The sequence below is a fragment of the Allobosea sp. Leaf344 genome (assembly GCF_001426225.1).
Lineage (GTDB): Bacteria > Pseudomonadota > Alphaproteobacteria > Rhizobiales > Beijerinckiaceae > Allobosea.
The window spans coordinates 217,384-241,955 of record NZ_LMRT01000016.1 but is presented as its reverse complement, the minus strand read 5'-3'; the positions used below and the strand labels follow the sequence as shown (position 1 = coordinate 241,955).

Annotated in this window: 29 protein-coding genes and 1 tRNA gene; 21 read left to right on the top strand and 9 right to left on the bottom strand. The window is 68.1% G+C overall.

From position 1 onward, the window contains the following. Nucleotides 1-108 precede the first annotated feature (108 nt). From ASG72_RS19335 to ASG72_RS19275, 13 genes are all read left to right on the top strand, one after another. Entirely contained in the window at nt 109-1,974 is a 1,866-nt protein-coding gene (locus ASG72_RS19335) for a TRAP transporter large permease subunit (RefSeq protein WP_056716117.1), read from the top strand. Nucleotides 1,975-2,054: 80 nt separating this feature from the next. After that, entirely contained in the window at nt 2,055-3,074 is a 1,020-nt protein-coding gene (locus ASG72_RS19330) for a TRAP transporter substrate-binding protein (protein ID WP_056716114.1), read from the top strand. Between the two features lie 146 nt (nt 3,075-3,220). Further along, nucleotides 3,221-4,024: an SDR family oxidoreductase gene (locus ASG72_RS19325; RefSeq protein WP_056716112.1), complete on the top strand. Its 804-nt coding sequence runs from the start codon at nt 3,221-3,223 to the stop codon at nt 4,022-4,024. A 171-nt stretch (nt 4,025-4,195) separates the two neighbouring features. Continuing rightward, nucleotides 4,196-4,846: a TetR/AcrR family transcriptional regulator gene (locus ASG72_RS19320; protein WP_056716110.1), complete on the top strand. Its 651-nt coding sequence runs from the start codon at nt 4,196-4,198 to the stop codon at nt 4,844-4,846. Continuing rightward, nucleotides 4,843-5,607 (top strand): ABC transporter ATP-binding protein, encoded by a 765-nt coding sequence (locus ASG72_RS19315; RefSeq protein WP_056716105.1) that lies wholly within the window; start codon nt 4,843-4,845, stop codon nt 5,605-5,607. Before ASG72_RS19320 ends, ASG72_RS19315 begins: the two co-directional genes overlap by 4 nt. Next, a complete protein-coding gene (locus tag ASG72_RS19310; protein ID WP_056716102.1) occupies nt 5,604-6,326 on the top strand; it encodes an ABC transporter ATP-binding protein in 723 nt (240 codons plus the stop codon). Before ASG72_RS19315 ends, ASG72_RS19310 begins: the two co-directional genes overlap by 4 nt. 70 nt (nt 6,327-6,396) lie before the next feature. Next, nucleotides 6,397-7,602: an ABC transporter substrate-binding protein gene (locus tag ASG72_RS19305; protein ID WP_056716099.1), complete on the top strand. Its 1,206-nt coding sequence runs from the start codon at nt 6,397-6,399 to the stop codon at nt 7,600-7,602. A gap of 129 nt (nt 7,603-7,731) precedes the next feature. Further along, nucleotides 7,732-8,595 (top strand): branched-chain amino acid ABC transporter permease, encoded by an 864-nt coding sequence (locus ASG72_RS19300; RefSeq protein WP_056716095.1) that lies wholly within the window; start codon nt 7,732-7,734, stop codon nt 8,593-8,595. After that, nucleotides 8,595-9,503 carry a branched-chain amino acid ABC transporter permease gene (locus ASG72_RS19295; RefSeq protein WP_056716093.1) on the top strand — a complete coding sequence of 303 codons (909 nt, stop codon included), beginning with the start codon at nt 8,595-8,597 and terminating at the stop codon, nt 9,501-9,503. The genes ASG72_RS19300 and ASG72_RS19295 overlap by 1 nt, the downstream gene beginning before the upstream one ends. 44 nt (nt 9,504-9,547) lie before the next feature. Beyond that, complete coding sequence (locus ASG72_RS19290) at nt 9,548-10,036, top strand: GAF domain-containing protein (RefSeq protein ID WP_056716090.1); 489 nt, start codon at nt 9,548-9,550, stop codon at nt 10,034-10,036. Nucleotides 10,037-10,062: 26 nt separating this feature from the next. Continuing rightward, entirely contained in the window at nt 10,063-11,298 is a 1,236-nt protein-coding gene (locus ASG72_RS19285) for an amidohydrolase family protein (protein ID WP_056716087.1), read from the top strand. 252 nt (nt 11,299-11,550) lie between these two features. Then, nucleotides 11,551-12,591: a LysR family transcriptional regulator gene (locus ASG72_RS19280; RefSeq protein WP_056716083.1), complete on the top strand. Its 1,041-nt coding sequence runs from the start codon at nt 11,551-11,553 to the stop codon at nt 12,589-12,591. 151 nt (nt 12,592-12,742) lie between these two features. Then, nucleotides 12,743-13,162 carry a DUF3775 domain-containing protein gene (locus ASG72_RS19275; RefSeq protein WP_200939979.1) on the top strand — a complete coding sequence of 140 codons (420 nt, stop codon included), beginning with the start codon at nt 12,743-12,745 and terminating at the stop codon, nt 13,160-13,162. A 3-nt stretch (nt 13,163-13,165) separates the two neighbouring features. On the opposite strand, the gene ASG72_RS19270 is transcribed toward ASG72_RS19275, so the two are convergent. The 4 genes from ASG72_RS19270 to minC form a co-directional block, all read right to left on the bottom strand. Beyond that, the gene (locus ASG72_RS19270) at nt 13,166-13,891 is read right to left on the bottom strand and encodes a CBS domain-containing protein (protein ID WP_056716579.1); all 726 of its coding nucleotides are present in this window, start codon (nt 13,889-13,891) and stop codon (nt 13,166-13,168) included. A 109-nt stretch (nt 13,892-14,000) separates the two neighbouring features. Beyond that, a complete protein-coding gene (gene minE, locus ASG72_RS19265; RefSeq protein ID WP_056716080.1) occupies nt 14,001-14,264 on the bottom strand; it encodes a cell division topological specificity factor MinE in 264 nt (87 codons plus the stop codon). Then, nucleotides 14,261-15,076 (bottom strand): septum site-determining protein MinD, encoded by an 816-nt coding sequence (gene minD / locus ASG72_RS19260; protein WP_056716078.1) that lies wholly within the window; start codon nt 15,074-15,076, stop codon nt 14,261-14,263. Before minD ends, minE begins: the two co-directional genes overlap by 4 nt. A gap of 33 nt (nt 15,077-15,109) precedes the next feature. Continuing rightward, entirely contained in the window at nt 15,110-15,844 is a 735-nt protein-coding gene (minC, locus tag ASG72_RS19255) for a septum site-determining protein MinC (RefSeq protein WP_056716075.1), read from the bottom strand. Nucleotides 15,845-16,071: 227 nt separating this feature from the next. On the opposite strand from minC, the gene ASG72_RS19250 reads away from it, so the two are divergent. Beyond that, the gene (locus ASG72_RS19250) at nt 16,072-16,383 is read left to right on the top strand and encodes a hypothetical protein (protein ID WP_056716072.1); all 312 of its coding nucleotides are present in this window, start codon (nt 16,072-16,074) and stop codon (nt 16,381-16,383) included. A gap of 30 nt (nt 16,384-16,413) precedes the next feature. Further along, the gene (locus ASG72_RS19245; protein ID WP_056716070.1) at nt 16,414-16,698 is read left to right on the top strand and encodes a hypothetical protein; all 285 of its coding nucleotides are present in this window, start codon (nt 16,414-16,416) and stop codon (nt 16,696-16,698) included. Nucleotides 16,699-16,729: 31 nt separating this feature from the next. On the opposite strand, the gene ASG72_RS19240 is transcribed toward ASG72_RS19245, so the two are convergent. Beyond that, the gene (locus tag ASG72_RS19240; protein ID WP_056716067.1) at nt 16,730-16,951 is read right to left on the bottom strand and encodes a hypothetical protein; all 222 of its coding nucleotides are present in this window, start codon (nt 16,949-16,951) and stop codon (nt 16,730-16,732) included. 62 nt (nt 16,952-17,013) lie between these two features. Between ASG72_RS19240 and ASG72_RS19235 the strand changes: the two genes are divergently transcribed. Then, complete coding sequence (locus ASG72_RS19235; RefSeq protein ID WP_056716065.1) at nt 17,014-17,268, top strand: hypothetical protein; 255 nt, start codon at nt 17,014-17,016, stop codon at nt 17,266-17,268. Nucleotides 17,269-17,337: 69 nt separating this feature from the next. Here ASG72_RS19235 and ASG72_RS19230 read toward each other — a convergent pair whose 3' ends face one another. Next, entirely contained in the window at nt 17,338-17,856 is a 519-nt protein-coding gene (locus ASG72_RS19230) for a ferritin-like domain-containing protein (RefSeq protein ID WP_056716062.1), read from the bottom strand. 274 nt (nt 17,857-18,130) lie between these two features. On the opposite strand from ASG72_RS19230, the gene ASG72_RS20920 reads away from it, so the two are divergent. Further along, a complete protein-coding gene (locus ASG72_RS20920) occupies nt 18,131-18,304 on the top strand; it encodes a hypothetical protein (protein ID WP_156396062.1) in 174 nt (57 codons plus the stop codon). Nucleotides 18,305-18,391: 87 nt separating this feature from the next. Here ASG72_RS20920 and ASG72_RS19225 read toward each other — a convergent pair. Together ASG72_RS19225 and ASG72_RS19220 are read right to left on the bottom strand one after the other, a co-directional pair. Continuing rightward, nucleotides 18,392-18,466: transfer RNA gene (locus tag ASG72_RS19225), tRNA-Glu, on the bottom strand. Nucleotides 18,467-18,760: 294 nt separating this feature from the next. Continuing rightward, nucleotides 18,761-19,870: an alkene reductase gene (locus ASG72_RS19220; RefSeq protein ID WP_056716060.1), complete on the bottom strand. Its 1,110-nt coding sequence runs from the start codon at nt 19,868-19,870 to the stop codon at nt 18,761-18,763. 191 nt (nt 19,871-20,061) lie between these two features. Between ASG72_RS19220 and ASG72_RS19215 the strand changes: the two genes are divergently transcribed. The 4 genes from ASG72_RS19215 to ASG72_RS19200 all read left to right on the top strand — a co-directional run bounded on the left by ASG72_RS19215 (nt 20,062) and on the right by ASG72_RS19200 (nt 23,874). Continuing rightward, on the top strand, nt 20,062-20,862 hold the full coding sequence (locus tag ASG72_RS19215) for a ComF family protein (RefSeq protein ID WP_082540496.1): 801 nt from the start codon (nt 20,062-20,064) through the stop codon (nt 20,860-20,862). Nucleotides 20,863-20,908: 46 nt separating this feature from the next. After that, nucleotides 20,909-21,163, top strand: coding sequence for a glutaredoxin 3 (gene grxC / locus ASG72_RS19210; protein ID WP_056716057.1), 255 nt, complete (start codon nt 20,909-20,911; stop codon nt 21,161-21,163). A gap of 52 nt (nt 21,164-21,215) precedes the next feature. Further along, complete coding sequence (locus ASG72_RS19205; protein ID WP_056716055.1) at nt 21,216-21,749, top strand: DUF1178 family protein; 534 nt, start codon at nt 21,216-21,218, stop codon at nt 21,747-21,749. A gap of 115 nt (nt 21,750-21,864) precedes the next feature. Beyond that, the gene (locus tag ASG72_RS19200) at nt 21,865-23,874 is read left to right on the top strand and encodes a protein meaA (RefSeq protein WP_056716052.1); all 2,010 of its coding nucleotides are present in this window, start codon (nt 21,865-21,867) and stop codon (nt 23,872-23,874) included. Nucleotides 23,875-23,894: 20 nt separating this feature from the next. Here ASG72_RS19200 and ASG72_RS19195 read toward each other — a convergent pair whose 3' ends face one another. After that, complete coding sequence (locus ASG72_RS19195; RefSeq protein ID WP_056716049.1) at nt 23,895-24,512, bottom strand: J domain-containing protein; 618 nt, start codon at nt 24,510-24,512, stop codon at nt 23,895-23,897. Between the last annotated feature and the right edge of the window lie 60 nt (nt 24,513-24,572).

The window sequence follows — 24,572 nt, the reverse complement described above, 5'->3', positions numbered from 1 at the left end:
CGGCCTGAACAAGATCGGCACGAGGGAGGTTGGTTCGATGATGCTGGATGGCGCCTCCAGGGCGATCCGTGACGTTGCGGCGGCCGTTCCGGCGGGGCGGCGCTGACGATGGTCGACGTCGCCGACAAGATCGCGCTGCCCGAGATCGCGCTGGAGACCGGGCTGCGGCCGGGCTCGCCGATCATGCGGCCGATCGAGATCATCGCCTCTGGCCTGCTGATCCTGATCATCGGCGTGCTGCTGCTCGGCGTCGTCTCGCGCTATCTGTTTTCGCTGCCGGTGATCTGGGTCGACGAGGTCACCTCGATCTCCTTCCTCTGGCTGGCCATGCTCGGCTCCGCCATCGCGATCGACCGCAACGAGCATCTGCGTCTGACGCTCTTCGTGGGGATGATGCCGCCGCGCCTGCGCGACTTCGTCAACAGCTTCGCCCTGCTGGTGGTCGCGACCTTCCTGCTGGCCATGATCTACCCGGCGATCGACTATGCCAGGGAGGAATCCTTCGTGACCTCGCCGGCGCTCGGGCTGTCGCTGAGCTGGCGCGTCTCGGCCATCGCCTTCGGCATCGCGGCGATGTTCCTGCTGGCGATCCGCCACGCCATCCGCACCTCGCGCCCGGCCGACCTCCTGCTGTCGCTCGCCATCATCGCGGCGATCGGGCTCTTCTGCTGGTTCATGGCGCCGCTCTTCAAGGGGCTCGGCTACGGCAACATCCTGATCTTCCTCGTCATCGTCGTCGCCGCCTGCCTGGTGGCGGGGGTGCCGATCGCCTTCTGCTTCGGCATGGGCACGCTCTGTTTCCTCGCCTTTTCCACCAATGTGCCGATGCTGGTGATGATCGGCCGGATGGATGAGGGCATGTCCAGCCTGATCCTGCTGTCGGTGCCGATCTTCGTGCTGCTCGGCTGCGTGCTCGACGCCACCGGCATGGGCAAGGCGATCGTCGATTTCCTGGCCTCGATGCTCGGCCATGTCCGCGCCGGCATGTCCTATGTGCTGCTCGGCTCGCTCTTCCTGGTCTCCGGCATTTCCGGCTCCAAGGTCTCCGACATGGCGACTGTCGCGCCGGCGCTGTTCCCGGAAATGAAGCGCCGCGGCTACAAGCCCAAGGAGCTGATCGCGCTGCTCGCCACCGGCGCGGCCATGGCCGAGACCGTGCCGCCCTCGATCGTCCTGATCGTGCTCGGCTCGGTGGCGGGCGTGTCGATCGCCGGGCTGTTCACCAGCGGCTTCCTGGTGGCGATGGTGCTGCTGCTGGTCCTCGCCGTGCTCGCCCGCTGGAAGGCCGGGATCGAGAGCCTGGGCGGCGTCAGGCGCGCGCCGCTCGCGGTGATCTGGAAGGCGGCGCTGATCGCGGCTCCCGCGCTCGTCCTGCCCTTCCTGATCCGCAGTGCCGTCGGCGGCGGCGTCGCCACCGCGACGGAAGTCTCCACCATCGCCGTGGTCTATGCGATGATCGTCGGCATCGTCCTGTATGGCGGCATCAGCCTGCGCAAATTCTACGCGATGCTGGTGGAGACGGCGGCTCTCTCCGGCGCCATCCTGATGATCCTCGGCGCCGCCTCCGCCATGGCCTGGGCGCTGACCCAGACCGGTTTCGCCAATCAGCTGGCGATCTGGATGGCCAATCTGCCCGGCGGCTGGATGGCCTTCATGGGCATCACCATCCTGGTCTTCATCATTCTCGGCTGCGTTCTGGAAGGCCTGCCCGCTCTGGTGCTGATGGCCCCGCTGATGTTCCCGATCGCCAAGAAGCTCGGCATCAACGACGTGCATTACTCGATGGTGGTGGTGACCTCGATGAATATCGGGCTGATGACCCCCCCGATCGGCATCGGCTTCTACATCGCCTGCAAGATCGGCAATGTCTCGCCGGACGAGGCGATGAGCGCGATCTGGCCCTATCTCGTGGCCCTGCTCGCCGGGCTGATCCTGATCGCCGCCTTCCCGATCATCTCGACCATCGCGCTCTGAGGAAAGGACCGCGCCTTCGCCTAAGGTCCGGGGCCGACCATCATCACCCACAAGAAATCATCACAGGGAGACTGACGACCATGACCATCTCACGCCGCACGCTGATCCAGGGCTCGGCCGCCGCCGCCGCCATCGGCTCCTTCTCCATCGGCCGGAGCGAGGCGCAGACCGCCGAATTCACCTATAAATTCGCGCATAACCTGCAGGTCACCCACCCGCTGCACATCCGCGCCGCCGCGGCGGTGGAGAAGATCAAGGAGGAGTCGAAGGGACGGCTCGTGATCCAGATCTTCCCCTCGAGCCAGCTCGGCTCCGACACCGACATGCTCAGCCAGGTCCGGTCCGGCGGCATCGAGTTCTTCACCCTCTCGCCGCTGATCCTGTCGACGCTGGTGCCCAACGCCTCGGTGAACGGCATCGGCTTCGCCTTCCCCGATTACGCCTCCGTCTGGAAGGCGATGGACGGCGAACTCGGGACCTATGTGCGCGGCCAGATCACCAAGGCCAATCTGGTGGTGATGGACAAGATCTGGGACAATGGCTTCCGCCAGATGACCAGCTCGAAGGGCCCGATCAATACCCCCGACGATCTCAAGGGCTTCAAGATCCGCGTCCCGGTCAGCCCGCTCTGGACCTCGATGTTCACCGCCTTCCAGTCGGCGCCGGCCAGCATCAACTTCGCCGAGGTCTACACCGCGCTGCAGACCAAGATCGTCGACGGCCAGGAGAACCCGCTGGCGATCATCTCGACCGCCAAGCTCTACGAGGTGCAGAAATTCTGCTCCATGACCAACCATATGTGGGACGGGTTCTGGTTCCTCGGCAATCGCCGCGCCTGGGAGCGGCTGCCCGAGGATCTGCGCGCCATCGTCGCCAAGAACCTCAACGAGGCGGCCGTCCTGCAGCGCGCCGATGTCGAGAAGCTGAATTCCGGGCTGCGCGCCGATCTCACGAGCAAGGGCATGGTCTTCAACGACACGCAGGCCGCCCCCTTCCGTGAGGCGCTGCGCAAGGGCGGCTTCTACGCCGAGTGGAAGAAGAAATATGGCGACGAGGCCTGGGCCATCCTGGAGAAGGCGGTCGGCAGCTCGCTGAGCTGATCGGCAAACCCGCCGCCGGCATCCCAGCCGATGCCTCGGCGACGACGGATCGTCCTGCCTCCGGACCGGCGGCAGGACGATCGCCCATTCATGCGCCGCCTCGTTCGAGCGCGGCGCCGATCCCCGAAAACCGACGGCAGGACAGCATGGCCGAGCGCCTGAAGGGCAAGACCGCGATCGTCTTCGGCGCAGGGTCCTCCGGCCCCGGCTGGGGCAATGGCAAGGCGGTCGCCGTCGCCTTCGCCCGCGAGGGCGCGCAGGTCGCCTGCGTCGACCGGCGGGCCGAGGCCGCCGAGGAGACCGCTGCCATCATCGCCGGGGAAGGCGGCAGCGCGCTCGCCATCGCGGCCGATGTCACAGACCAGGCCTCGATCGAGGCGGCCGTCGCGGCCGTGCTCGCGCGGTTCGGCCGCATCGACATCCTGCACAACAATGTCGGCATGACCCATATGGGCGGCCCGGTGGAGCTGAGCGAAGCGGATTTCCAGGCGGCGATCGACCTCAATCTCGGCTCGGTCTTCCGCTGCTCCAAGGCGGTCATCCCGCATATGCTGGAAGGCGGCGGCGGCGCGATCGTCAACATCTCCTCGCTCGCCGCGATCCGCTGGGTCGGCTACCCCTATTTCGCCTATTACGCCACCAAGGCCGCCGTGAACCACGCCACGGTGGGGCTGGCGATGCAATATGCGCGGCAGGGGATCCGGGCCAATTGCATCATGCCGGGCCTGATGGATACGCCGCTGATCTACAAGCAGATTTCCGGCCAGTACGGCTCGGTCGAGGAGATGGTCGCCGCCCGCGCCAATTCCGTGCCGCTCGGCCGCATGGGCACCGCCTGGGACATCGCCAACACGGCCGTCTTCCTCGCCTCGGACGAGGCCCAGTTCATCACCGGCGTCTGCCTGCCGGTCGATGGCGGCCAGAGCTGCTCGGTGCTGCCCGTCACCTGAAGCGGGCACTTTCGATTTCCTGAAAGGCACCGTCCCGACCCGCATCCGAGGCCCGCGCCCAATCCTTGCGCAACGGCGAAAAAAACCCGCGCCGAAACACAAGAAACAAGCTTGACTGTTTGCATATGCAGCCGCAGCTTTGCAGCAGCTTCTTCCAAGGGCGGGCGGCGCGTGACCTCGATTTCGACCGGCAAGAGACGATCCCAACGGGAACGCAGCGCGGAGACCTCCGCCAAGCTGTTGGAAGCGACGATCGACCTGCTGCATGACCGCGGCCTCGCCCGCACCTCCACCCCCGAGATCGCCCGCAAGGCCGGCGTCTCGCGCGGCGCGCTGACCCATCATTTCGCGGGGCGCGAGGCGATCATCAGCGCCGCCGTCGCCCATATGCTCGACAAGTCCACGCAGGGCCTGCACCGCTTCGCCGAGGAATTCGTGACCGAGGGCGGCTCCAGCGACGAGATCGTCGACTATATCTGGCAGATGATGTCGGACAGGCTGTTCTACGTCACGATGGAATATCTGCCGGAAGCCCGGCACAACCCCGATTTCAAGGCCGATCTCATCCCCACCGTCCGGGATTTCCACGCCGGGCTCGATGCGATCTGGACCGCGCTCGCCGCCCGCACCGGTGCCGAGCCCGACCATGTCCGCACCGTGATGAACGCCACGATGTGCCTGATGCGCGGCATGATCGCCCAGACCGTCCTGCGCAACGACCCGCCCTATTTCGCCGAGATGCTCGCCTTCTGGAAGCAGCAGGTGCGCCAGCAATTCCCGATGGAGCCGGCGGCCAGGCTGCGCACGGCGGCGGCCCGATGACGGCTTCCCTGCGCATCACCGGGCTGAAGCTCGATTTCTATGGCGTCCATGTCCTGCGCGGAGTCGATCTCGAGGTGCCGGAAGGCTCCTTCACCGGCCTGATCGGCCCCAATGGCGCCGGCAAATCGACCCTGTTCAACGCGATCTCCGGGCTCTACCGGCCGAAGGGCGGCACGGTCCATCTCGGCGCGGGCGAAACCACCGGCCTGCCGCCGGAGAAACTGGTGGCGGCCGGGCTGGTGCGCAGCTTCCAGCTGGCGCGCGGCTTTCCCAAGCTCAGCGTCTTCCAGCATCTGATGCTCTATGGCGCCGGCCAGCCGGGCGAGAGCCTGCTCGCCGGGGTGTTCGGTTCGCGCGCCGCCAGCCGCCGCGAGGCGGAGCTCGCCGAGCGCGCCCATGCCATCGCCAGGCGCCTGAAGCTCGACCATGTGCTGGACAATCCGGTCACCGCTCTGTCCGGCGGGCAGAAGAAGCTCGTCGAGATCGGCCGGGCGCTGATGGCCGACCCCAAGGTGCTGCTGCTGGACGAGCCGATGGCCGGGGTGAACCCCACCCTCGCCGACGAGATCGCCGCGCATCTGACCGGGCTCAACGCGGATGGGCTGACGATCTGCCTGATCGAGCACGACATGGCGCTGATCAAGCGGCTGTGCCACCCCGTCATCGTGCTGGCCGAGGGCCAGACCCTGACCAGGGGCTCCTTCGAGGAGGTGGCGGCCGATCCGCGCGTGCAGGAAGCCTATCTCGGGAGGCGTCATTGACCGCTGTCCCCGCCGATCTCCTGACCGTCGACGGCGTCACCGCCGGCTATGGCGCCTCGGAGGAAATCCTGAAGGGCACCTCGCTGCGCGTCGCGCAGGGCGAGATCGTCTCGATCATCGGGCCCAACGGCGCCGGGAAATCGACGCTGCTGAAGACCATCGCCGGGCTGGTCCAGGCGCGCCGGGGCAGCATCGTCATCGGCGGCACCGACGTCACGGCCGAGGGCGCGCTCGGCCGCGCCCGCCTCGGCATCGGCTTCGTCCCGCAGGAGCGCAACGTCTTCGGCGCGATGAGCGTCGGCGAGAATCTCGAGATCAGCGGCTTCCAGGACCCGTCGCAGGTCAAGCGCCGGGCCGACGAGCTCTATGCCCGCTACCCCATGCTGGCGCAGAAGCGCGGCGCCCTCGCCCGCACGCTCTCCGGCGGCCAGCGCCAGATCCTCGCCATGGCGATGGGGCTGATGAACGCGCCCGCCCTGCTGCTGCTGGACGAGCCCACGGCAGGCCTCTCTCCCAGAGCGGCTGAAGAGCTGTTCGAGGCCATCGTCGCGCTCAACAAGAGCGGGTTGCCGATCCTGATGGTGGAGCAGCACGCGCTGGAGGCGCTCGAAATCTCGACGCGCGGCTATGTCCTCGTCTCCGGCCGCAACAGCCGCGAAGGCCCAGGCCCCGCCCTCGCCACCGATCCAGAAATCCGCCGGCTCTTCCTCGGCGGCTGATGCCGCGCCCACCGCCCGACACTCCTGCCCAGCCGCAAGACTTGAAACCAACGACAAGAGGGACAGAACCATGACCGACCATTCCGCCACCCGCCGCTCCCTGCTCGCCGGCGCGGCCGCGCTCGCCGGCTCCGCCGCCTTCCCGCGCCTGGCGCTCGCCCAGGGCGCGCCGATCCGGATCGGCACGCTGACGCCGCTCACCGGCGCCGGCGGCCCCTATGGTCCGGTGATGGTCAAGGCCGTGAAGGCGGTGATCGACCAGGTCAACGCCGCTGGCGGAGTGCTCGGCCGCAAGGTCGAGCTGATCTCGGAAGACGACCAGACCAGCCCCGAGGCCGGCGTCCGCGCCGCCCGCAAGCTGATCGACGTCGACAAGGTCTCGGCGATCCTCGGCACCTGGGCCTCCTCGGTCACCACCGCCGTCGCGCCGCTCTGCTGGGAATCCAAGACCTTCCTCGCCACCGTCTCCGGCGCCGATTCGATCACCGCCCTGCCCCATCAGGGCTACCTCGTCCGCACCCAGCCGACGACGACGCTGCAGGGCAAGAAATTCGGCGAATTCGCCATCGCCCAGGGCGCCAAGCGCGTCTTCTTCGTCTCGCCCCAGACCCCCTTCGCCAAGAGCCAGTTCGACAACATCACCGCGGCGGTGAAGGCGGCCGGCGGCGACACGGCCTCGCTGATCTATGACGACAAGAAGCCGGCCTATCGCACCGAGATCGACGAGGTGCTGCGCTTCAAGCCGGATGCGGTGGTGTTCGGCGGCTATACCCCCGACACCTCGGTGATGCTGAAGGACCTCTACCGCGCCGATTTCAAGGGCACCAAGATCGCCTTCGGCTACTCCGTCAACCAGAAGCTGGTCGAGAGCGTGCCGGCCGAGGTTGTGGAGAAGACCTATATGATCTCGCCCTCGCCGGCCGAGGGTTCGAAAGCCTATGAGACGCTGGTCAAGCTGATCGGCGTGACCTCGCCCGATCCCTACACCACGCAGATCTACGACCACATCAACCTGGTGCTGATGGCCATCGCCATCGCCGGCGACGCCTCGGGCACCGCGATCAAGGACAATATCCGCAAGGTCTCGCAGGCCGAGGGCGGCGCCCGGATCGACAACGCCATCGATGGGCTGAAGGCGATCGCCGCCAAGCAGGCGGTGAATTACGACGGCGCCAGCGGCCCCTGCGACTTCACCGAGATCGGCGACATCAGCGATTCGAAGTTCCGCTACGAACAGGTCCAGGGCGGCAAGATCGCCCTCGTCAAGATCGCCTGAGGCAAGCCCCGTGTCCTTCCCCCGCCTCGCCGCCGCCGGCCGCTGCACGGCCCCTGCCGCCGCCGCAGCTTCCGTCCCGGCAGCCGTGGCCGAAGGACACGCCACCGGCCTGCGGGCTCAGGATCGCCCATGACCCTCCTGCTCCAGGCGCTCATCAACGGCCTGATGACCGGGACGCTCATCGCCGTCCCGGCCATCGGCTTCTCCGCCATCTTCGCGGTGCTGCGCTACCCGAACTTCGCCATCGCCTCCTATGCCACGATCGGCGCCTTCGCCGCGTGGTGGGCCAACGCCATCCTGGGCCTGCCGGTCGTGCCCGCCATCGCCATCGCCTTCCTGGTGACGGGCTGCATCGGCGTCGGCGCGGAGGAGACGGCGCTGAAGCGCCTGCGCGGCAACGGCGCCCTGATCGTCGCCATCGCCTCGATCGCGCTCAACCTCGTCCTCGAGAACATCGTGCGCTTCATCTTCGGCAACGACATGAAGGGCTACGACCTGCCGCTGCTGCGCGATATCCGCTTCGGCGAGCTGCGCATCGGCCCGCAACAGCTGCAGAGCCTCGCTTTGGCCGTCGCGATCATGGCCGCGATGTTCCTGTTCCTGCGCTACACCCGCTTCGGCAAGGCGATGCGGGCCGTCGCCGACAATCCCGACCTCGCCCGGCTGAAGGGCATCGATCCCGCCCGCATCGCCATCGTCACGGTGTTTCTCGGCGCGGGGCTGACCGGTGTCGGCGGCGTGCTGATCGGCCTCGACACCTCGATCGACCCGCTCACCGGCTATCGCGTGCTGCTCTCGGTCTTCGCCGCCGCGGTGCTCGGCGGGCTCGGCTCGATTCCCGGCGCTGTGGTCGGCGCGCTGGCGCTCGGCATCGCCGAGGAGCTCGCGCTGATCCTGGTCCCCGCGACCTATCGCAGCGCGGTCGGCTTCGTCGCCATCCTGATCATGCTCACCTTCCGCCCGCGCGGCATTCTCGGCGAAAGAGCGGCCTGATGCTGTCCTATCTGATCTTCACCCTGACGCTCTGCGGCATCTATGCGCTGCTCGCTTTGAGCCTCAATTTGATCTGGGGCGGCGTCGGCCTCGTCAATCTGGGTCTGGCCGGCTTCTTCGCGGTGGGGGCCTATGCCTCCGCCATCGCCACCGGGGCGGGCGCGCCGGTGGTGATCGGCTGGGGCGCGGCGCTGGTCGTCGGCGCCGTCGTCGGGCTGATCGTCACCTTCGCGACATTGCGGCTGCGCGACGATTACCTCGCCATCGTCACGCTCGGCTTCGCCGAGGTGATCCGCCTCGTCGCGCTGAACGAGCGCTGGCTGACCAATGGCTCCGACGGGCTGCCGGGCATCAAGGCGCCGCTCAAGGCGGAGCTCGGGCTGCAGGGCTTCAGCCTGTTCTATCTCGGCCTCGTCACGCTGATCGTGCTGCTGGTCTGGTTCCTGCTGCGCCGGCTCGATCTCTCGGCTTATGGCCGCGCCATGAAGGCGATCCGCGAGGACCAGCAGCTGGCCGCCTTCGCCGGCAAGCCGGTGCTGCGCTTCAAGCTGCAGGCCTTCGCCGTCTCGGCCGCCATCGCCGCCCTGTCGGGCGCGCTCTACGCGCATTTCCAGTCCTATATCTCGCCCGACCATTTCCAACCGCTGATCACGATCTACATCTTCCTCGCCGTCACGGCCGGCGGCGTCGGCCGCCCCAGCGGCGCGGTCTTCGGCGCCTATCTCGTGGTGATCTTCCTCGAAGCCACACGTTTCGCGACGGAATGGGTGCCCGGCCTGCAGCCGGTCCAGATCGCCGCCCTGCGCGAGATGATGATCGGCGTGGCGCTGATCCTGGTCCTGCATCTCAGACCCCAGGGCATCATGCCCGAACGCATCCCGAAGGCGCCCGCGCCTTCCGCGCCCTGACGCGACAGTCTTTGTCACGAGCCTCTCAACCGAAAGCCCAGCCGATGACCGACGACCTCGCCACCCTCTCCGCCCTGCTGAAGGAGCCGGGCCAGCCCGATACCGTGTTCGAGGCCTTCGGCGAGATCACGCAGCGCCTCGTCGGACACCAGCTCTTCACGCTGCTCTATGTCGACGGCCAGGAGGTGGCGCGCATCTATTCCAACCGGCCGATCGAATACCCCGTCTCCGGCCGCAAGCCGATGGGCCCCACGCCCTGGGGCAAGCATGTGATGGAGGGCAGGCAGTCCTTCCTCGGCAAGGACAAGGCGGCGATCCGCTGGGCGTTCTTCGACCATGAGCTCATCGAGAGCATGGGGCTCGGCTCGGTGATCAACGTGCCCTGCCTCTATGACGGCAAGGTCATCGGCACGATCAACCTGCTCGCACCCGAGCATCACTATCGCGAAGAGCATGTCGCGCCGGTCGAGCGGCTGGCGCCGCTGCTGGTCCCGGGCTTCCTCGCCGCCCGCGCCGCGGCCAAAGCCGTCTGACGTCAAAAGCATCGAAGGAAACGCACGTGGCCTCCATCCTCTTCACCAATGCACGCATCGTCGACGGCTCGGCGCCGGAGGCGGGCGCTCCCGTCAACGTCCTGGTCGAGGGCGACGTCATCCGCGACGTCGGCACATCCGTCGCCTCCGCCAAGGCCCGCAGCATCGATCTCAAGGGCAAGACGCTGATGCCCGGGCTGATCGACGCGCATGTTCATGTCGTCGCCGGCCTCGCCGATCTCGGCCGGAACGCAGCCCTCCCCGATTCCCTCGTCACCGCCCGCTCCTTCGGCATCATGCGCGAGATGCTGATGCGCGGCTTCACCACCGTGCGCGATGTCGGCGGTGCCGATTTCGGGCTGAAACAGGCGGTCGAGGAGGGTCATTTCCCGACGCCGCGCCTCGTCATCTCCGGCAAGGCGCTGAGCCAGACCGGCGGCCACGCCGATTTCCGCGGCCGCTATGACGATCGCGAAGCGGTGCTGACCCGCCACCGCCTCGGCGCGCTCGGCCGGATCTGCGACGGCGTCGACCAGGTCCGGCGCGCGGCCCGCGAGGAGCTGAAGGGCGGCGCCGACTTCATCAAGATCATGGCGAATGGCGGCTGCGCCTCGCCCACCGACCCGATCCATTTCCTCGGCTATTCCGTCAGCGAACTCGAAGCCATCGTCGAGGAAGCCCGCATGGCCGGCACCTATGTCTCCGCCCATGTCTACACCGACGCCGCGATCCGCCGCTGTGTCGAGGCCGGGGTGCATTCGCTGGAGCATTGCAACCTGATCCAGCCCGAGACGGCCGAACTCGCCGCGAGACGCGGTGCCGTCGCGGTGCCGACGCTGGTGACCTATGACAAGCTCGCCAGCGAAGGCGGCAAGCTCGGCTTCCCGCCCGATTCCGTGGCGAAGGTCGAGTTCGTCCGCGCCGCCGGCATGGAATCGCTGGCGATCATGCAGAAGGCCGGGCTCGAAATGGCCTATGGCAGCGATCTGCTCGGCGAAATGCATCGCCACCAATCCGAGGAGTTCGTCATCCGCGGGCGCGCCCTGCCCGCCCATGAGGTCATCGCCTCGGCAACCCATGTCGCTGCCAAGCTGCTGAAGCTGGAAGGCAAGATCGGCACGATCGCCCCCGGCGCCCATGCCGATCTGATCGTGGTCGATGGCGACCCGCTGAAGGACCTGTCGCTGCTGACGCGCCAGGGCAAGCACATGCCCGCGATCATGAAGGGCGGCGTCTTCGTCAAGCGCGCCAATCTCGGCTGATCCCGCGCCGGGCCCGGGTTTTCGCGACCCGGGCCCGGCCCGATAAGCGGCATTCCGGATCGGCGACCCCGTAGCACGGCAGCCGACGGTATTCGTCTTCGTCAAGAGCCGATTCACAGTGCTGGCTAACCAAAAGGAGATTTGGCACGGAACAGTTGACCGATTTCAAAAAATTCCCGATTGAATTGTGATATGAGCAATCAAGATATCGAAATCGGCAACTAACCACCTGACTTATTATCGGTCGATCCCATGCCTCTAGGACAGATCCGAGACAAGACACGCAGGACAGCCCGGAGCGGCACGCGGCGTGTCGCCAGACGGCCGGCGAAGGAGCCTTTCGCTGCCGAACCGCATGGCTGCAAGGGCGCCCACAACAACCTGCGCCATCTCAACCTCAACCTGCTCCCGATCTTCCAGGTCCTGACGGAGCAGCAGAGCCTTTCGCGCGCCGCCGTGATCCTCGGCATGTCGCAATCGGCCGTCAGCCATGCCCTGACCAAGCTCCGGGCGCATTTCGACGATCCGCTCTTCATCAGGGTGAAGCAGGGCGTCGAGCCCACCGCCAGGGCGATCCAGCTGAGCACGCCGATCAGCCTCGCGCTGAACCTGATCCGGGACGAGGTCGTCACGCGGGATCGCGCCGGCGATGCGCCGGTCGCCCTGCAGCTGCGATGCGGCGTCACCGATCCGCTCGATGAGGGGCCGGCTCTGGCCTCCGCGCTGATGCAGGCGGTGCGGCAGCTCTCGGCCGACGCTACCTTGACCTCCTCGCTGGTCGGCGATCTCGACTGGAAGCGCATGCTGCGGCTGCGGCAGCTCGACATGGTCTTCGACAGCAAGGCGGTCCAGGACGACGACCTGATCTCGGAGCTGGTGGTGGAGCGCAAGATCGTCTGCTTCGTCAGGGAGGGCAATCCGCTGGCGGATCGCGAGCTCGACCTGCCCCTCTACCTCTCTGCCCCGCATGTCATCATGGATGTCGGCAACAAGAGCACCCGCTCGCCGCTGCGCGAGAGCCTCGCCGCGGCCGGGCTGGAACGGACGATCGCGGCGCGCGTCCACAGCCACGCCCATGCGGCGCTGATGGTCAGCCAGAGCGATATGATCGCCTCCGGCTTCGCCCAGGACGTCACCCATTACGCACGCCAGTTCAAGCTGCGCATCCTGCCCTGCCCCTTCATCATCCCGCCCTCGCCGCTCTACATGACCTGGCTGCGCGTCAGGACCGGGGATCGCCTGCACCGGCGCTTCCGCCGGGCGGTGTCGGAGCTCTGCCTCGCCGATATCTGAGCCCGGCGCGGCAGCCTCATTTGGACACGGACGGGCGAAGCGGCGGCGCGCGGCGTGGAACCGGCGGCGCGGCCTGCCGTTGGTGGACGTGACGGCTGTGGCGGGCGGTAGCCCTCGCCCAGCCCGGCGCGCCACGCAGCAGGAGACCCTCATGGCCGATATCCCGACCCTCGCCATCGCCACCGACAAGGTCTGTTTCGTCGTCGTGAAGGCGCGGCAATATGATGTGAAGGATGCGGTGACGGAGCCGGACGCGGCCTCCAACGCCAGCGATGACGGGATGATCTCGGTGCTGGAGGATCATGAGGACGACCCGGTCCGGCGCGAACTCATCGCCTTCATCGCGGCGCTGAACGAGGAGGAGCAGGTCGATCTGGTGGCGCTGGCCTGGCTGGGGCGCGGCGATGGCGAGGTCGAGAGCTTCGACGAGCTGCGCGGCGAGGCCCAGCGCGCCCGCAATGGCCGCACCGGCGCCTATCTGCTCGGTATCCCGCTGCTCGCCGATTATCTCGAGGAGGGGCTCTCGCAATTCGGCGAGAGCTGCAACGCCTTCGAGGAAGGACGGCTCTGAGCCTCAGCCGGCCAGGGCCGCGCCCGGCGCCGGCGGCGCCAGCATGATGCCCGAGGTCGGATCGATCCAGACCATCTGGTCGTCGATCCCGGTCACGCCCGGCACGTTTTCCGCGACCACATGCGCCGCGGCGCGGATTCGCTCGTCGAAGATCGAGCCGGACAGTTCGACGTGGCCCTTATGGACGTTGACGCGGATCAGCCCGCTCGCCGCCCAGGGCTGCGCATCCAGCTCCGCCTGGATCGCGCGCCTGATGCGCTCGTCCTCGCCGGGCCCGGGCTCGGCCGGCAGATCGCCGGCGAGGCCGCGCAGCAGGTCGGAGCGCGACAGGATCCCGATCAGCCGCCCATCCTCGACCACGGGCAGCCGCTTGACCCGGCGCCGGCTCATCAGCTCGACCGCGTCCTGCAGGCTGTCATGGCGGCCGATGCAGGCGATGTCGCGCGACATCAGCTCCTCGACCTTGCGGCCATTTCCGCGCACGTAATCATCGGCGAGCCGGCCCGGGCTGACCAGCAATTCGAGCCACCAGGAGCGGCGGGGCGTCGTGCCGAGCTCGCTGCGCCGCATCAGATCGCCCTCGCTGATCACGCCCAGCAGGCTGCCATCGGCGGCGAGGACGGGCAGCCCGCTGATGCGATGGGCCAGCATCAGCCGCGCCGCCTCGGCGACTGTCGTCGCCGGCGAGACGCTGATCACCGGTGAACTCATGATGGTTTCGACGCGCATGGCCATTGCCCTTCCCGCTGCTTGATCCCAGCGGCAGGACAGTGGACCCGCGGTGCGGCGTCGCCATTGATGGAGGTCAAGCGGGCCGGCGCGCGCCGGCCCGTCTGCGTCAGGCGGCCTTGCGCCCCGCATCGAAGGGGATCTCGATATCCACCGCCAGGGTCGAGACATTGGCGCCGCGCTCCATGCGGACGCTGACCTTGTCGTCGGCGATCTGCATGTGCTTCGAGATCGCCCGCAGGATCTCGTCCCGCAGCTTGGTGATGAGATCGCTATCCCCGGAGGCCGCGCGCTCATGGGCGAGCAGAACCTGGAGGCGTTCGCGCGCGGCGGGAGCCGATTGCGCGCGGGAGAACAAGCGGAACAGGTTCATGCCGCCTTCCTTCCGAAGAACTTGCCGAAGAAGCCGCGCCTTTCGCCGGGGATCGAGACCGGCAGATCCTCGCCCCTGAGCCTGCGTGTCGCCTCGAAATAGGCGAGCGCCGGGGCGCTGCGCTCATCGGCCAGCGTCACCGGCGAGCCGACATTGGAGGCGCGCAGCACGTCCATGCTCTCGGGGATGATACCGAGCAGCGGGATCGACAGGATCTCGAGCACGTCGTCGACCTTCAGCATGTCGCCGCGCTCGGCCCGCAGCGAATCATAGCGGGTCAGCAGCAGGTGCTTCTCCATCCGCTCGCCGTTTTCGGCCTTCAGCGTCTTGGAATCGAGCAGGCCGATGATGCGGTCGGAATCGCGGACGGAGGAGACCTCCGGATTGGTCACGACGATCGCCACATCCGCATGGCGCATCGCCAGCGTGGCGCCGCGCTCGATGCCGGCCGGGCTGTCGCAGATCACCCAGTCGAACACGTGCCTCAGCGCGCCGATGACCTTCTCCACGCCTTCGGCGGTGAGGTTGTCCTTGTCGCGGGTCTGCGAGGCCGGCAGCAGATAGAGCGTCTCCAGCCGCTTGTCGCGGATCAGCGCCTGGGTCAGCTTGGCCTCGCCCTGGATGACGTTGACGAGATCGTAGACGACGCGCCGCTCGGCGCCCATCACCAGGTCGAGATTGCGCAGCCCGACGTCGAAATCGACCACGACGACCTTCTCGCCATTCTGGGCGAGAGCCGCCCCCAATGCCGCGGTCGACGTCGTCTTGCCGACGCCACCCTTGCCCGATGTCACCACGACGACCTTACCCATAGACCTCTCCTGTTGATGTGGACGCGCCGTCGGCTAGGCGAGTGACCCGTATTTGAAACTGTCGCCGTCCAGCCAGAACTGCACGGCCTTGCCGCGCAGCCCGGGCTCCAGATCCTCGGCGGTCTTGTAGTAGCCATCGATCGCCACCAGCTCGGCTTCGAGCTTGCGGCAGAAGATGCGTGCGCTGGCATTGCCCATCGTGCCCGCCATCGCCCGGCCCCGCAGCGCGCCATAGACATGGATCGAGCCGCCGGCGATGACCTCCGCGCCCGAGGCGACCGAGCCGAGGATGGTGACGTCGCCCTCGATGAAGACCAGCGACTGGCCCGAGCGGACCGGTTGCGTCACGACCAGCGAGGTCGGGCCCTTCGCGACGGGGGTGACCGGGGCGGGATCGGCCTCGCGCACCGCCGGCTGCGCCGGGTCGGTGGCGGGCGGCGCCTCGATATCGGCGGTCGAGCGGCCATCGCTGAGCGCCGGCGGGAGATCGGCGCCGAGCATGGAGGGGCGAGCCCCCTCGATGCCCATGATTCGCACCTGGCGGGCGCTGAGCCGCGCCACGAGATCCTGCAGCTGCGCACGGTCGATATCGAGGCCGGTCACGTCGAGCACCGCGGGGCGGCGCATGAAGAACCCGGCCGAGCGCGAGGCCAGATCGTCGAGACGAACCAGCCACTCCTCGAAGGGCAGCTCGGGGGTCAAGGCGAGCGCAAGGAAGCTGCGTCCCTTGAGGCGGATGGGCCGGGGTTGAGTTAACACGCTGGTCATCTTGGTAAATTTTCGGTGTCTTCGGTCTAGTTTCGAATGGTTAACGGCCGGTAAACAATTCGCGTCGGCGGCGCCCTGCGACCGTTCCGCAACAGCGCGCGCTCCGGCGCGCGGCGGTCTCTGCCAGCAGGCCCTTCGCGCTTGCGCGGACGCGAAACAGCGCCATTGTGCGGGCCTCGCGGGCGGGGCAGCATGGAATCCGTCGCAAACGAACAGGGAATTGCCCGATGTCCTATCTGGCGCTGGTCGTGCTCGTCGTGCCGGCCTGCATCGGCTTTGCCGCCACCTTCTGGCTCGGCTCCAATCGCGGCACGCTGCTCGGTGGGCTCGTGGCGTTCCTGACCGTACTGGGTCTGCTGCTGTTCCAGGTCTCCCCGCCGGAGCCCGGACGCCCGGGCTCCGAAACAAGCCGCCTGGGCTATGCCTGGGGGCTGATGATGTTCGAATCGCCGCGCTGGATTCCCTCCTTCCTGATCGCCGCCGCGATCGGCGCCGTCATCGGCCGGATGCGCGCCCGCCGCGGCGGCGCGTCGCGCTGACGAACCGCGACGAGCAGGGAGCCACGAACCATGGCCTATACCGACTCGATGGAACCGCTGATCGCGCTGGAACAGGAGCTCCGGCACAGAATCGCCCGGCGGCTCGCTCTGGAGAACGGCGAGCCCGTGACCGCGAGCCCCGACGAGGCGCAGCTGGCGGCGGCGGCCCAGGCGATCGAGGCCTGGCGGGAGGATGGCGACGCGACCCAGGACCCGCGCGCCTTCCGCCCGCAGACGCCGCTCGAGATCCTGCTCGCCGACCATGCGGAGATCTGCGCCCGCATCAACGATCTCAGCGACCGGCGGCTCTCCTGAGACCGATCGCGGCCGGACGCCCCCTGCCGGCTCAGACCTCGTCATCCGACTCGACCGGCCGGGCGCCGCAGGAAAACAGGCCGCGCAGATAGCCCCGGGAGACGGAGCGGTCGGCATCGGCCAGGAGCACGGTCATGTCGTGCAGCAAGGCACGGATCACCGCCCGTTCACTGCCGAATTCCGCAATGAGATCATCGATTTCGCAGGCCAACTCGGTCTCGGGATCGCAATCGTCCTGCCGCTCTGCCACCATGCCTTGCGCCTTTCGTGTTTAGAACATAAACAGAACAGACGCGGTGCGGGAGTCAAGCAGCGATGGCCAATGTCGAGACGTATTTCCTCCAGCCCTTCAAGACGCATCGCAAGCGGCTGGTCCCCGGGCAGCGCATCCTAGCGAAGACCAAGCATCATGCGCTGAGCGAAGGCGCCCGTCTCGGCCGCACCGCCGAGGGCGTGGCCGTGATCTTCGTTTCCGCCGACGACGAGACGGGCGAGGTCAGCGCGCTCGAGGTGTTGGAGCGCCATGGCGCGATCCCCGAGGAATTCGAGGAGCAGATCAGGGCGCTCTGACGGCGGTGGACGTCCTAGTGGAAGGTGGCAGGCCGGCAGCCGGAGCTGCCGGCGGGACCAAGGGGCGCCTCAATTCTTGGCGTCCACGCCCTGTTCTTCCAGGGACAGGAATTTGAGCGTCGTCGGCTCGATCTGCTGCGCCAGCCATTCCTGCATGGCGATTTCCTCGCGCAGATTCTGCTCGAGCGCGCCGATCGCGCTCTGGTCGCCGACATGGCGCGCCATGGCGATCAGCGATTGATAGGCGGCGATCTCGAAGCTCTCGAAGGCGTAATTCGCGAAGGAATTCTTCAGGATCTCGTCCCCGGCCATGGAATGGCCGATGGCCGCGATATTGCCCATCACCACCTGCACCGCATCCTTGAAGGTGGAGCTGTCGGTGCCGTGCCGCTCGAGCAGCGCCGCGAGCCGCTCCTGTTGACCCTTCGTCTCGTCGATGTGCTGGCGCAGTCTGGCCTCCATTTCGGGGTAATGCGTCAGCCGCTCGACCTGGCGGCTCATGATTTCCAGCGCCTCCATTTCGACCGCATGCGCATTGCGCAGGCCGGTCAGATAGTGGGAGCCGGCTTTGGTGTCTGACAGGGCCATCGGCGTCTCCTGCTTCGATGATGATGATGTTGTGGCGCGCAGCCGCGCCAGGCTCATGTCACGCGAACCCAGCAGCCGGAGCGCAGTTCCCGACCCCGGCGGCTGCCGCGTCGCCCGAGACGGTGCGAGGGGATGCCAGCGGCCGTCGGGCCGCGCCGGGCTCGAGCGGCGGGCAAGCCCTCAACCGCGACCCCTCCTCCGCCTTGCGCTCCGGTCGCCCGCGCGCTGCGGCCGAAGCTCTGGCATTTCGCGGCGGGATCGCTAGATCAGGCCGATGATGCGTGTGAAGGAATGGCTATCGCCGGCTGCCCATCGCGAGGCGATGCGCTTCCGGATCCTGTGGACCCGTGCGACCTCGCCGCACGAGGCGCGTCTGCTGCTGTTCACGATCGTCGCCGGCTTCCTCATCGGAGCCCTGTTCGGCCAGATCGCCCGCCTGCCGCTCTGAACGCCGCAGCGATGGCCGAGGAGCCGCGCGAGAGGGCGCTGGCTGAGGGATTTAAGCGGGCGGGGAAAGGGAAAGCGTGCAGCGCGATGGCGCTCCCATGGGGAATCGAACCCCAGTTTTCGCCGTGAGAGGGCGACGTCCTGACCGCTAGACGATGGGAGCAGCGCGGCAAGGGCGTCTGTGTAATCGCACATGCGCCGCTCCGCAACCCCTTTTGCGCGGATGCCGCAAAAAGGCATGCGGTTTCCCGCCCCCCCTTCACGCGGCCCCCGGCCGGCTCAGGCCGCCCCCCTTCAACCGCCCCCGGCCGGCTCAGGCCGCGCCACCCTTCACTCGGCCCCCTGTCGGTTCAGGCCGCCCTCCCTTCACGCGGCCCCCGGCCGCCTCAGGCCGCCCCCCCTTCACCCGGCCCCCCGGCCGGTTCAGGCCGCCCCCCTTCACCCGGCCCCTGCCGGTTCAGGCCGCCCGCTCGTCCAGAGCGGGGTAGTCGGTATAGCCCCTGGCGTCGCCGCCATAGAAGGTCGCGACATCGGGGGTGTTGAGCGGGGCGTTCCGCTCCAGCCGCTCGGCCAGGTCGGGATTGGCGATGTAGAGCCGGCCGAAGGCGACCGCGTCGGCCCGGTCCTCGGCCACCGTCTCGATCGCCAGCGCGCGGTCGAAGCCGTTATTGGCGATATAGGCGCCCTTGAAGCGCCGGCGCAGCGCGGCGTAGTCGAAGGGCAGATAGTCCCGCGCCTCACGAGTGGCGCCCTCCACCACATGGATGAAGGCGATGCCGGTCTCGTCGAGGCGGGTGACGAGATGCTCGAACAGCGCCTGCGGATCGCTGTCGCGCGCATCATTGGCCGGGCTGACCGGCGAGATGCGGATGCCGACGCGGCCCTTGCCGAACACGGCCGCCACCGCCTCCACCACCTCGATGGCGAAGCGGACGCGGTTCTCGATCGAGCCGCCATAGGCGTCGCCGCGCTTGTTGCTGTCGTCGCGCAGGAACTGGTCGATGAGATAGCCATGGGCGCCGTGCAGCTCGACGCCGTCGAAGCCGGCCGCCTTGGCGATCTCGGCCGCCGCGACGAATTCCGCGATGATCGCCGGGATCTCCTCCGCCGCCAGTTCCCGCGGCGTCGAGACTTCGGTGAAGCCGCTCTCGATATAGGTCTTGGTCTTGGCCTGCAGGGCGGAAGGCGCCACCGGCGGCTGCTGCGCCGGCTGCAGCGAGACATGGCTGACCCGGCCGACATGCCAGAGCTGGGCGATGATCTTGCCGCCCGCCTCGTGCACAGCGTCGGTCACCGCCTTCCAGCCCGCCTGCTGCGCCTGGCTGTACATGCCGGGCGTCCAGACATAGCCCTGGCCCTGCCGCGAGACCTGGGTGCCCTCGGTGATGATCAGCCCGGCACCGGCGCGCTGGCGGTAATATTCGACGTTCAGCGCATTGGGCGCATCCGAGCCGCGGCTGGCGCGGTTGCGCGTCAGCGGCGCCATCACGATGCGGTTGCGCATCTCGATGTCGCCGAGCCGGAACGGCGCGAACAGGCTGGGCTTGGCTGCGGTGGCATCGCTCATGGCTGGATCCTCATGGGGCGCCGCTGGGCGCCGAAACAGGCGGGGTGCCCAGCTGCCCCAACGGAAACTTCCGCTGGACGCGGGCAGGGCGTCCCGCCGAAGATAGGCGCGGTTTCGGGGAATGGCAGGGGCTGTGGGCGCATGGGCGCCCGCCCCGGCGAGATCCTTCCGCCGGAGCGGGTGGAGCTGGCATGAAACCATCGATCCTCGCGGGGCTGGGGGTGGAAAAACCCTGGCTCACGCTGTTGCGGCAGGGCCGGCGCGCGCTCGGCGCAACGCGCGACGCCGCCATCGGGGTGGTCTACCCGCCGAGCTGCATCGCCTGCCATGCGGCGACTGGCCAGGCCCAGGCGCTCTGCCCGCGCTGCTGGAGCGGCATCGCCTTCATCGAGCGCCCGCTCTGCGAGCGGCTCGGGACGCCCTTCCCGGTCGATCTCGGGGCCGGGCTCCTGTCGCCGGCCGCCATGGCCGATCCGCCGGTCTTCCAGCGCGCCCGCGCCGTCTGCCGCTTCGAGGGCACGGCGCGCGACCTGGTCCACCGGCTGAAATACGGAGACCGGCTGGATCTGGCGCTGACGCTCGGCCGGATGATGGTGCCGGCGGGGGCGGAGCTGCTGGCGCAGGCCGATCTGATCGTGCCCATACCCCTGCACCGGACGCGGCTCTGGCGGCGGCGCTTCAACCAGGCGGCGGCCCTGGCCGATGTCGTGGCGAGGCTCTCGAGGCTCCCCTGCTCGCCCTTCGCGCTCGAGCGGCGCAAGCGGACACGCCAGCAGGTCGGCCTGACCAGGACCCAGCGCGCGGAGAATCTGCAAGGCGCCTTCATCGTGCCCCGCAGCCGCCGCCCGCTCGTCGAAGGCAGGGCGGTGCTGCTCGTCGACGATGTGCTGACGACGGGGGCCACGGTGAACGCGGCCGCCCGCGCCCTGCTCCGGGCCGGTGCGACCCGCGTCGACTGCCTGACCTTCGCCCGGGTCGTGACGGACGGGTGAACGCATCCTATATGACAGGAAACAGACCGACATCACGGGAGTAGCCATGTCCGTCACCATCTACACCACGCAATGGTGCCCCTATTGCCGGGCCGCCAAATCCCTGCTCGATCGCAAGGGAGTCGCCTATGAGGAGATCGACGTCGACGGCAAGCCGGAGCTGCGGCAGGCGATGACCGCCCGCGCCGGGGGGCGCACCTCGGTGCCGCAGATCTTCATCGGCGACAGGCATGTCGGCGGCTCCGACGATATCCACGCGCTTGACGCGCGCGGCGAACTCGACGGGCTGCTGGCCGCGTGACGCCGATCGCAGACGGCTCTCGGGGCGAGGCCGCGAAGGGGCGGGCGGGAGCATGATCCGCTACGCCCTGATCTGCGAGGCCGGCCATGAATTCGAAAGCTGGTTCTCGAGCTCCGCCGGCTTCGAGGAGCAGGCGAAGCGCGGCTTCGTCTCCTGCCCGGCCTGCGGCAGCGTCCGGGTCGAGCGCGGGATCATGGCGCCGAATGTGGCGCGCACGGATCGTGGCCCGCTGGTGATCGAGGCCAGGGCGGAGACAAGCGAGGCGCCTGCGGCCTCGTCTGCGGCCGGAGCGGTTCAGGCCGCGCCCGCTCTCGCGGCGGCCGCGACGGATACGAGCGGGCCGCTGGTGCTGATGGGGGAAAAGGAGCTGGCCGTGCGCCGGCTGCTGACCGCGATCCACGCCCAGATCGTGGAAAAGGCGGAGAATGTCGGCAAGGGCTTCGCCGAAGAGGCGCTGAAGATCCATCATGGCGAGAGCGACAGCCGGCCGATCTATGGCGAGGCGACGCGCGAGGAAGCCCGCCGGCTCGAGGAGGAAGGCGTCGAGTTCATGGCCCTGCCCGCTCTCCCGGAGGCGCGCAACTGAGGCGGCGGGCCAGCAATCGCGCCTCATCCTATCGTCGGATGCCCGTTTCGAAGCCTCTGGCCTTATCCTCGCCGCAGTGCAACATTTGTGCGCGGCAACGAAAGGGTGACACGGCATGAACGCGATCGGCCCCGCCGGCGACCAGGAGACGCGGCGCGATACGCCAGGGCGGCGCGACAAGCCCTGGATCTTCAGGACCTATGCCGGGCATTCCGACGCGGCCGAATCCAACCGGCTCTACCGCAACAATCTCGCCAAGGGCCAGACCGGGCTCTCCGTCGCCTTCGATCTGCCGACCCAGACCGGCTATGACCCCGACCATGTGCTGGCACGCGGCGAGGTCGGCAAGGTCGGCGTGCCGGTCAGCCATCTCGGCGATATGCGGACGCTGTTCGAACAGATCCCGCTGGCGCAGATGAACACCTCGATGACCATCAACGCGACCGCGGCCTGGCTCCTGTCGCTCTATATCGCGGTGGCCGACGAGCAGGGCGCCGACCGGCAGGCGCTGCAGGGCACCACCCAGAACGATCTGGTCAAGGAATATCTCTCGCGCGGGACCTATGTCTTTCCGCCGCGGCCCTCGATGGCGTTGACCACCGACATCGTGGTGTTCACGGCGCGCGAGCTGCCGAAATGGAACCCGACCAATGTCTGCTCCTACCATTTGCAGGAGGCGGGCGCCTCGCCGGTCCAGGAGCTCTCCTTCGCGCTGGCCACCGCCATCGCTCTGCTGGATTCGATCAGGGCCCGGCCGGAAGTCTCGGAGGCGGAATTTCCCGCTCTCGTCGGCCGCATCTCCTTCTTCGTCAATGCCGGCATGCGCTTCATCACCGAGCTCTGCAAGATGCGGGCTTTCGTCGATCTCTGGGACGAGATCACGCTCGGGCGCTACGGCGTGGCCGACGAGCAGATGCGGCGCTTCCGCTACGGGGTGCAGGTGAATTCGCTCGGGCTGACCGAGCCGCAGCCCGAGAACAACGTCTACCGCATCCTGATCGAGATGCTGGCGGTGACCCTGTCGAAGAAGGCGAGGGCCCGCGCCGTGCAATTGCCGGCCTGGAACGAGGCGCTCGGCCTGCCCCGCCCCTTCGACCAGCAATGGTCGCTGCGCATGCAGCAGGTGCTGGCCTATGAGACCGATCTGCTCGAATTCGACGACATCTTCGACGGTTCGACGGTGATCGACGCCAAGGTCGCGCAGCTCAAGGAAGCCGCTCTGGCCGAACTCGCCAGGATCGATGCGATGGGCGGCGCGCTGGCGGCGATCGAAACCGGCTATATGAAACAGGCTTTGGTCGAGAACGGGGCGCGCCGCATCGAGGCGATCGAGCGCGGCGAGCAGATCGTCATCGGCGTCAATAAATTCACCAGCAGCGAGCCCTCCCCGCTCTCGGCCGGCGAAGGCAATGTCGTCACCGTGCCGGATTCGGTGGAGATCGAGGCGATCGCCCGGCTGAAGGCCTGGCGGGCGCAGCGCGACGGCGGCGCGGCCGAGGCGGCGCTGGCGGAGCTCGCCGCCGCGGCCAAGGAGGCGCGCAACGTCATGCCGGCCTCGATCGCCTGCGCCAAGGCCGGCGTCACCACCGGCGAATGGGCGCAGACCCTGCGCGAGATCTTCGGCGAGTATCGCGCCCCGACCGGCGTCGACACGAGCAAGCTCGGCGACGACGAGGGATTGGCCACGGTGAAGGCCGCCGTGGCCCGCGCCACCCAAAAACTCGGCCGGCCGCCGCGCTTCCTGGTCGGCAAGCCGGGGCTCGACGGCCATTCCAACGGTGCCGAGCAGATCGCGGTACGGGCGCGCGATGCCGGCATGGCGGTGAGCTATGGCGGCATCCGCCAGACCCCGGACGAGATCGTCGCCCAGGCGCAGGAGACGCAGGCGGACATCATCGGCCTGTCGATCCTGTCGGGCTCGCATCTGCCGCTGGTGCGCGACGTCACGGCACGGCTGCGTCTGGCGGGGATGAGCGTGCCCGTGGTGGTCGGCGGCATCATCCCGCCCGACGACGAGAACGCGCTGCGCAATATGGGCGTGGCCGCCGTCTATACGCCGAAGGATTTCGCGCTGGACGGCATCATCGCCGATGTGGCGGGGCTGGCGGCGAAGGATCGTGGCTGAGCGGCGGGCCGGGCGCCGCCTCAGGCCATGCCGACGCTCTTCAGCTGCTGATAGGCCTTCAGGATCTCCTGCAGCGTGCCCTCCCGCGAGCGATCGCCGCCATTGGCGTCCGGGTGGAAGCGCTTCACCAGCTCCTTGTACCGCGCCTTGATCGCGGGCGCATCGGCCGTCTCGTCGAGGCCGAGAGCCTCCAGCGCCTTGCGCGCGACGATACCGACCCGCGGCTCCGGCTGCGCCGCCTGCTGGGTCCGCCTGGCTCCGAAGATGTTGAAGGCGTCCTGGACATCCGGCGCTTCCTTGCCGCCGGCGACGCGGCCGCGCTGCGACATCCGCGCAGCCTTCGAGTTCACGCCGAGCTTCCAGGTCGGCCGATGGCCGATCGCATCGTCCTTGGCATAGGCTTGCAGCGCCTCGTCGGTCATGCCCGCGAAGTAGTTATAGGTCGCGTTATAGGCCTTCACATGCTCCATGCAGAACAGGAAGAACTGGCCTTCGCGGCCACGGCCCTTCGGCGCGCGGAACTCGCCCGGCCGCTTGCAGCCGGGATGGTCGCACGGCGTCGCGGGCGCTTCCGCCACCGGCTCCGCCTCGGCGGGGCCAATTCTGATTCGGTCGAACAGGCGTGAGTTGAAGTTCATCGTGGACTGGTTATGAGACTCGGGAGACGAACCGGCAAGTGCGGCGCGGCAGCCGCGTTC

Excerpts from the sequence above, each read along its gene's own strand:
- ASG72_RS19335 (WP_056716117.1), top strand. The coding sequence starts at position 109 with ATGGTCGACGTCGCCGACAAGATCGCGCTGCCCGAGATCGCGCTGGAG.
- ASG72_RS19330 (WP_056716114.1), top strand. The coding sequence starts at position 2,055 with ATGACCATCTCACGCCGCACGCTGATCCAGGGCTCGGCCGCCGCCGCC.
- ASG72_RS19325 (WP_056716112.1), top strand. The coding sequence starts at position 3,221 with ATGGCCGAGCGCCTGAAGGGCAAGACCGCGATCGTCTTCGGCGCAGGG.
- ASG72_RS19315 (WP_056716105.1), top strand. The coding sequence starts at position 4,843 with ATGACGGCTTCCCTGCGCATCACCGGGCTGAAGCTCGATTTCTATGGC.
- ASG72_RS19305 (WP_056716099.1), top strand. The coding sequence starts at position 6,397 with ATGACCGACCATTCCGCCACCCGCCGCTCCCTGCTCGCCGGCGCGGCC.
- ASG72_RS19300 (WP_056716095.1), top strand. The coding sequence starts at position 7,732 with ATGACCCTCCTGCTCCAGGCGCTCATCAACGGCCTGATGACCGGGACG.
- ASG72_RS19295 (WP_056716093.1), top strand. The coding sequence starts at position 8,595 with ATGCTGTCCTATCTGATCTTCACCCTGACGCTCTGCGGCATCTATGCG.
- ASG72_RS19290 (WP_056716090.1), top strand. The coding sequence starts at position 9,548 with ATGACCGACGACCTCGCCACCCTCTCCGCCCTGCTGAAGGAGCCGGGC.
- ASG72_RS19280 (WP_056716083.1), top strand. The coding sequence starts at position 11,551 with ATGCCTCTAGGACAGATCCGAGACAAGACACGCAGGACAGCCCGGAGC.
- ASG72_RS19275 (WP_200939979.1), top strand. The coding sequence starts at position 12,743 with ATGGCCGATATCCCGACCCTCGCCATCGCCACCGACAAGGTCTGTTTC.
- ASG72_RS19270 (WP_056716579.1), bottom strand. The coding sequence starts at position 13,891 with ATGCGCGTCGAAACCATCATGAGTTCACCGGTGATCAGCGTCTCGCCG.
- minE (WP_056716080.1), bottom strand. The coding sequence starts at position 14,264 with ATGAACCTGTTCCGCTTGTTCTCCCGCGCGCAATCGGCTCCCGCCGCG.
- minD (WP_056716078.1), bottom strand. The coding sequence starts at position 15,076 with ATGGGTAAGGTCGTCGTGGTGACATCGGGCAAGGGTGGCGTCGGCAAG.
- minC (WP_056716075.1), bottom strand. The coding sequence starts at position 15,844 with ATGACCAGCGTGTTAACTCAACCCCGGCCCATCCGCCTCAAGGGACGC.
- ASG72_RS19250 (WP_056716072.1), top strand. The coding sequence starts at position 16,072 with ATGTCCTATCTGGCGCTGGTCGTGCTCGTCGTGCCGGCCTGCATCGGC.
- ASG72_RS19245 (WP_056716070.1), top strand. The coding sequence starts at position 16,414 with ATGGCCTATACCGACTCGATGGAACCGCTGATCGCGCTGGAACAGGAG.
- ASG72_RS19240 (WP_056716067.1), bottom strand. The coding sequence starts at position 16,951 with ATGGTGGCAGAGCGGCAGGACGATTGCGATCCCGAGACCGAGTTGGCC.
- ASG72_RS19235 (WP_056716065.1), top strand. The coding sequence starts at position 17,014 with ATGGCCAATGTCGAGACGTATTTCCTCCAGCCCTTCAAGACGCATCGC.
- ASG72_RS19230 (WP_056716062.1), bottom strand. The coding sequence starts at position 17,856 with ATGGCCCTGTCAGACACCAAAGCCGGCTCCCACTATCTGACCGGCCTG.
- ASG72_RS20920 (WP_156396062.1), top strand. The coding sequence starts at position 18,131 with ATGATGCGTGTGAAGGAATGGCTATCGCCGGCTGCCCATCGCGAGGCG.
- ASG72_RS19220 (WP_056716060.1), bottom strand. The coding sequence starts at position 19,870 with ATGAGCGATGCCACCGCAGCCAAGCCCAGCCTGTTCGCGCCGTTCCGG.
- ASG72_RS19215 (WP_082540496.1), top strand. The coding sequence starts at position 20,062 with ATGAAACCATCGATCCTCGCGGGGCTGGGGGTGGAAAAACCCTGGCTC.
- grxC (WP_056716057.1), top strand. The coding sequence starts at position 20,909 with ATGTCCGTCACCATCTACACCACGCAATGGTGCCCCTATTGCCGGGCC.
- ASG72_RS19205 (WP_056716055.1), top strand. The coding sequence starts at position 21,216 with ATGATCCGCTACGCCCTGATCTGCGAGGCCGGCCATGAATTCGAAAGC.
- ASG72_RS19200 (WP_056716052.1), top strand. The coding sequence starts at position 21,865 with ATGAACGCGATCGGCCCCGCCGGCGACCAGGAGACGCGGCGCGATACG.
- ASG72_RS19195 (WP_056716049.1), bottom strand. The coding sequence starts at position 24,512 with ATGAACTTCAACTCACGCCTGTTCGACCGAATCAGAATTGGCCCCGCC.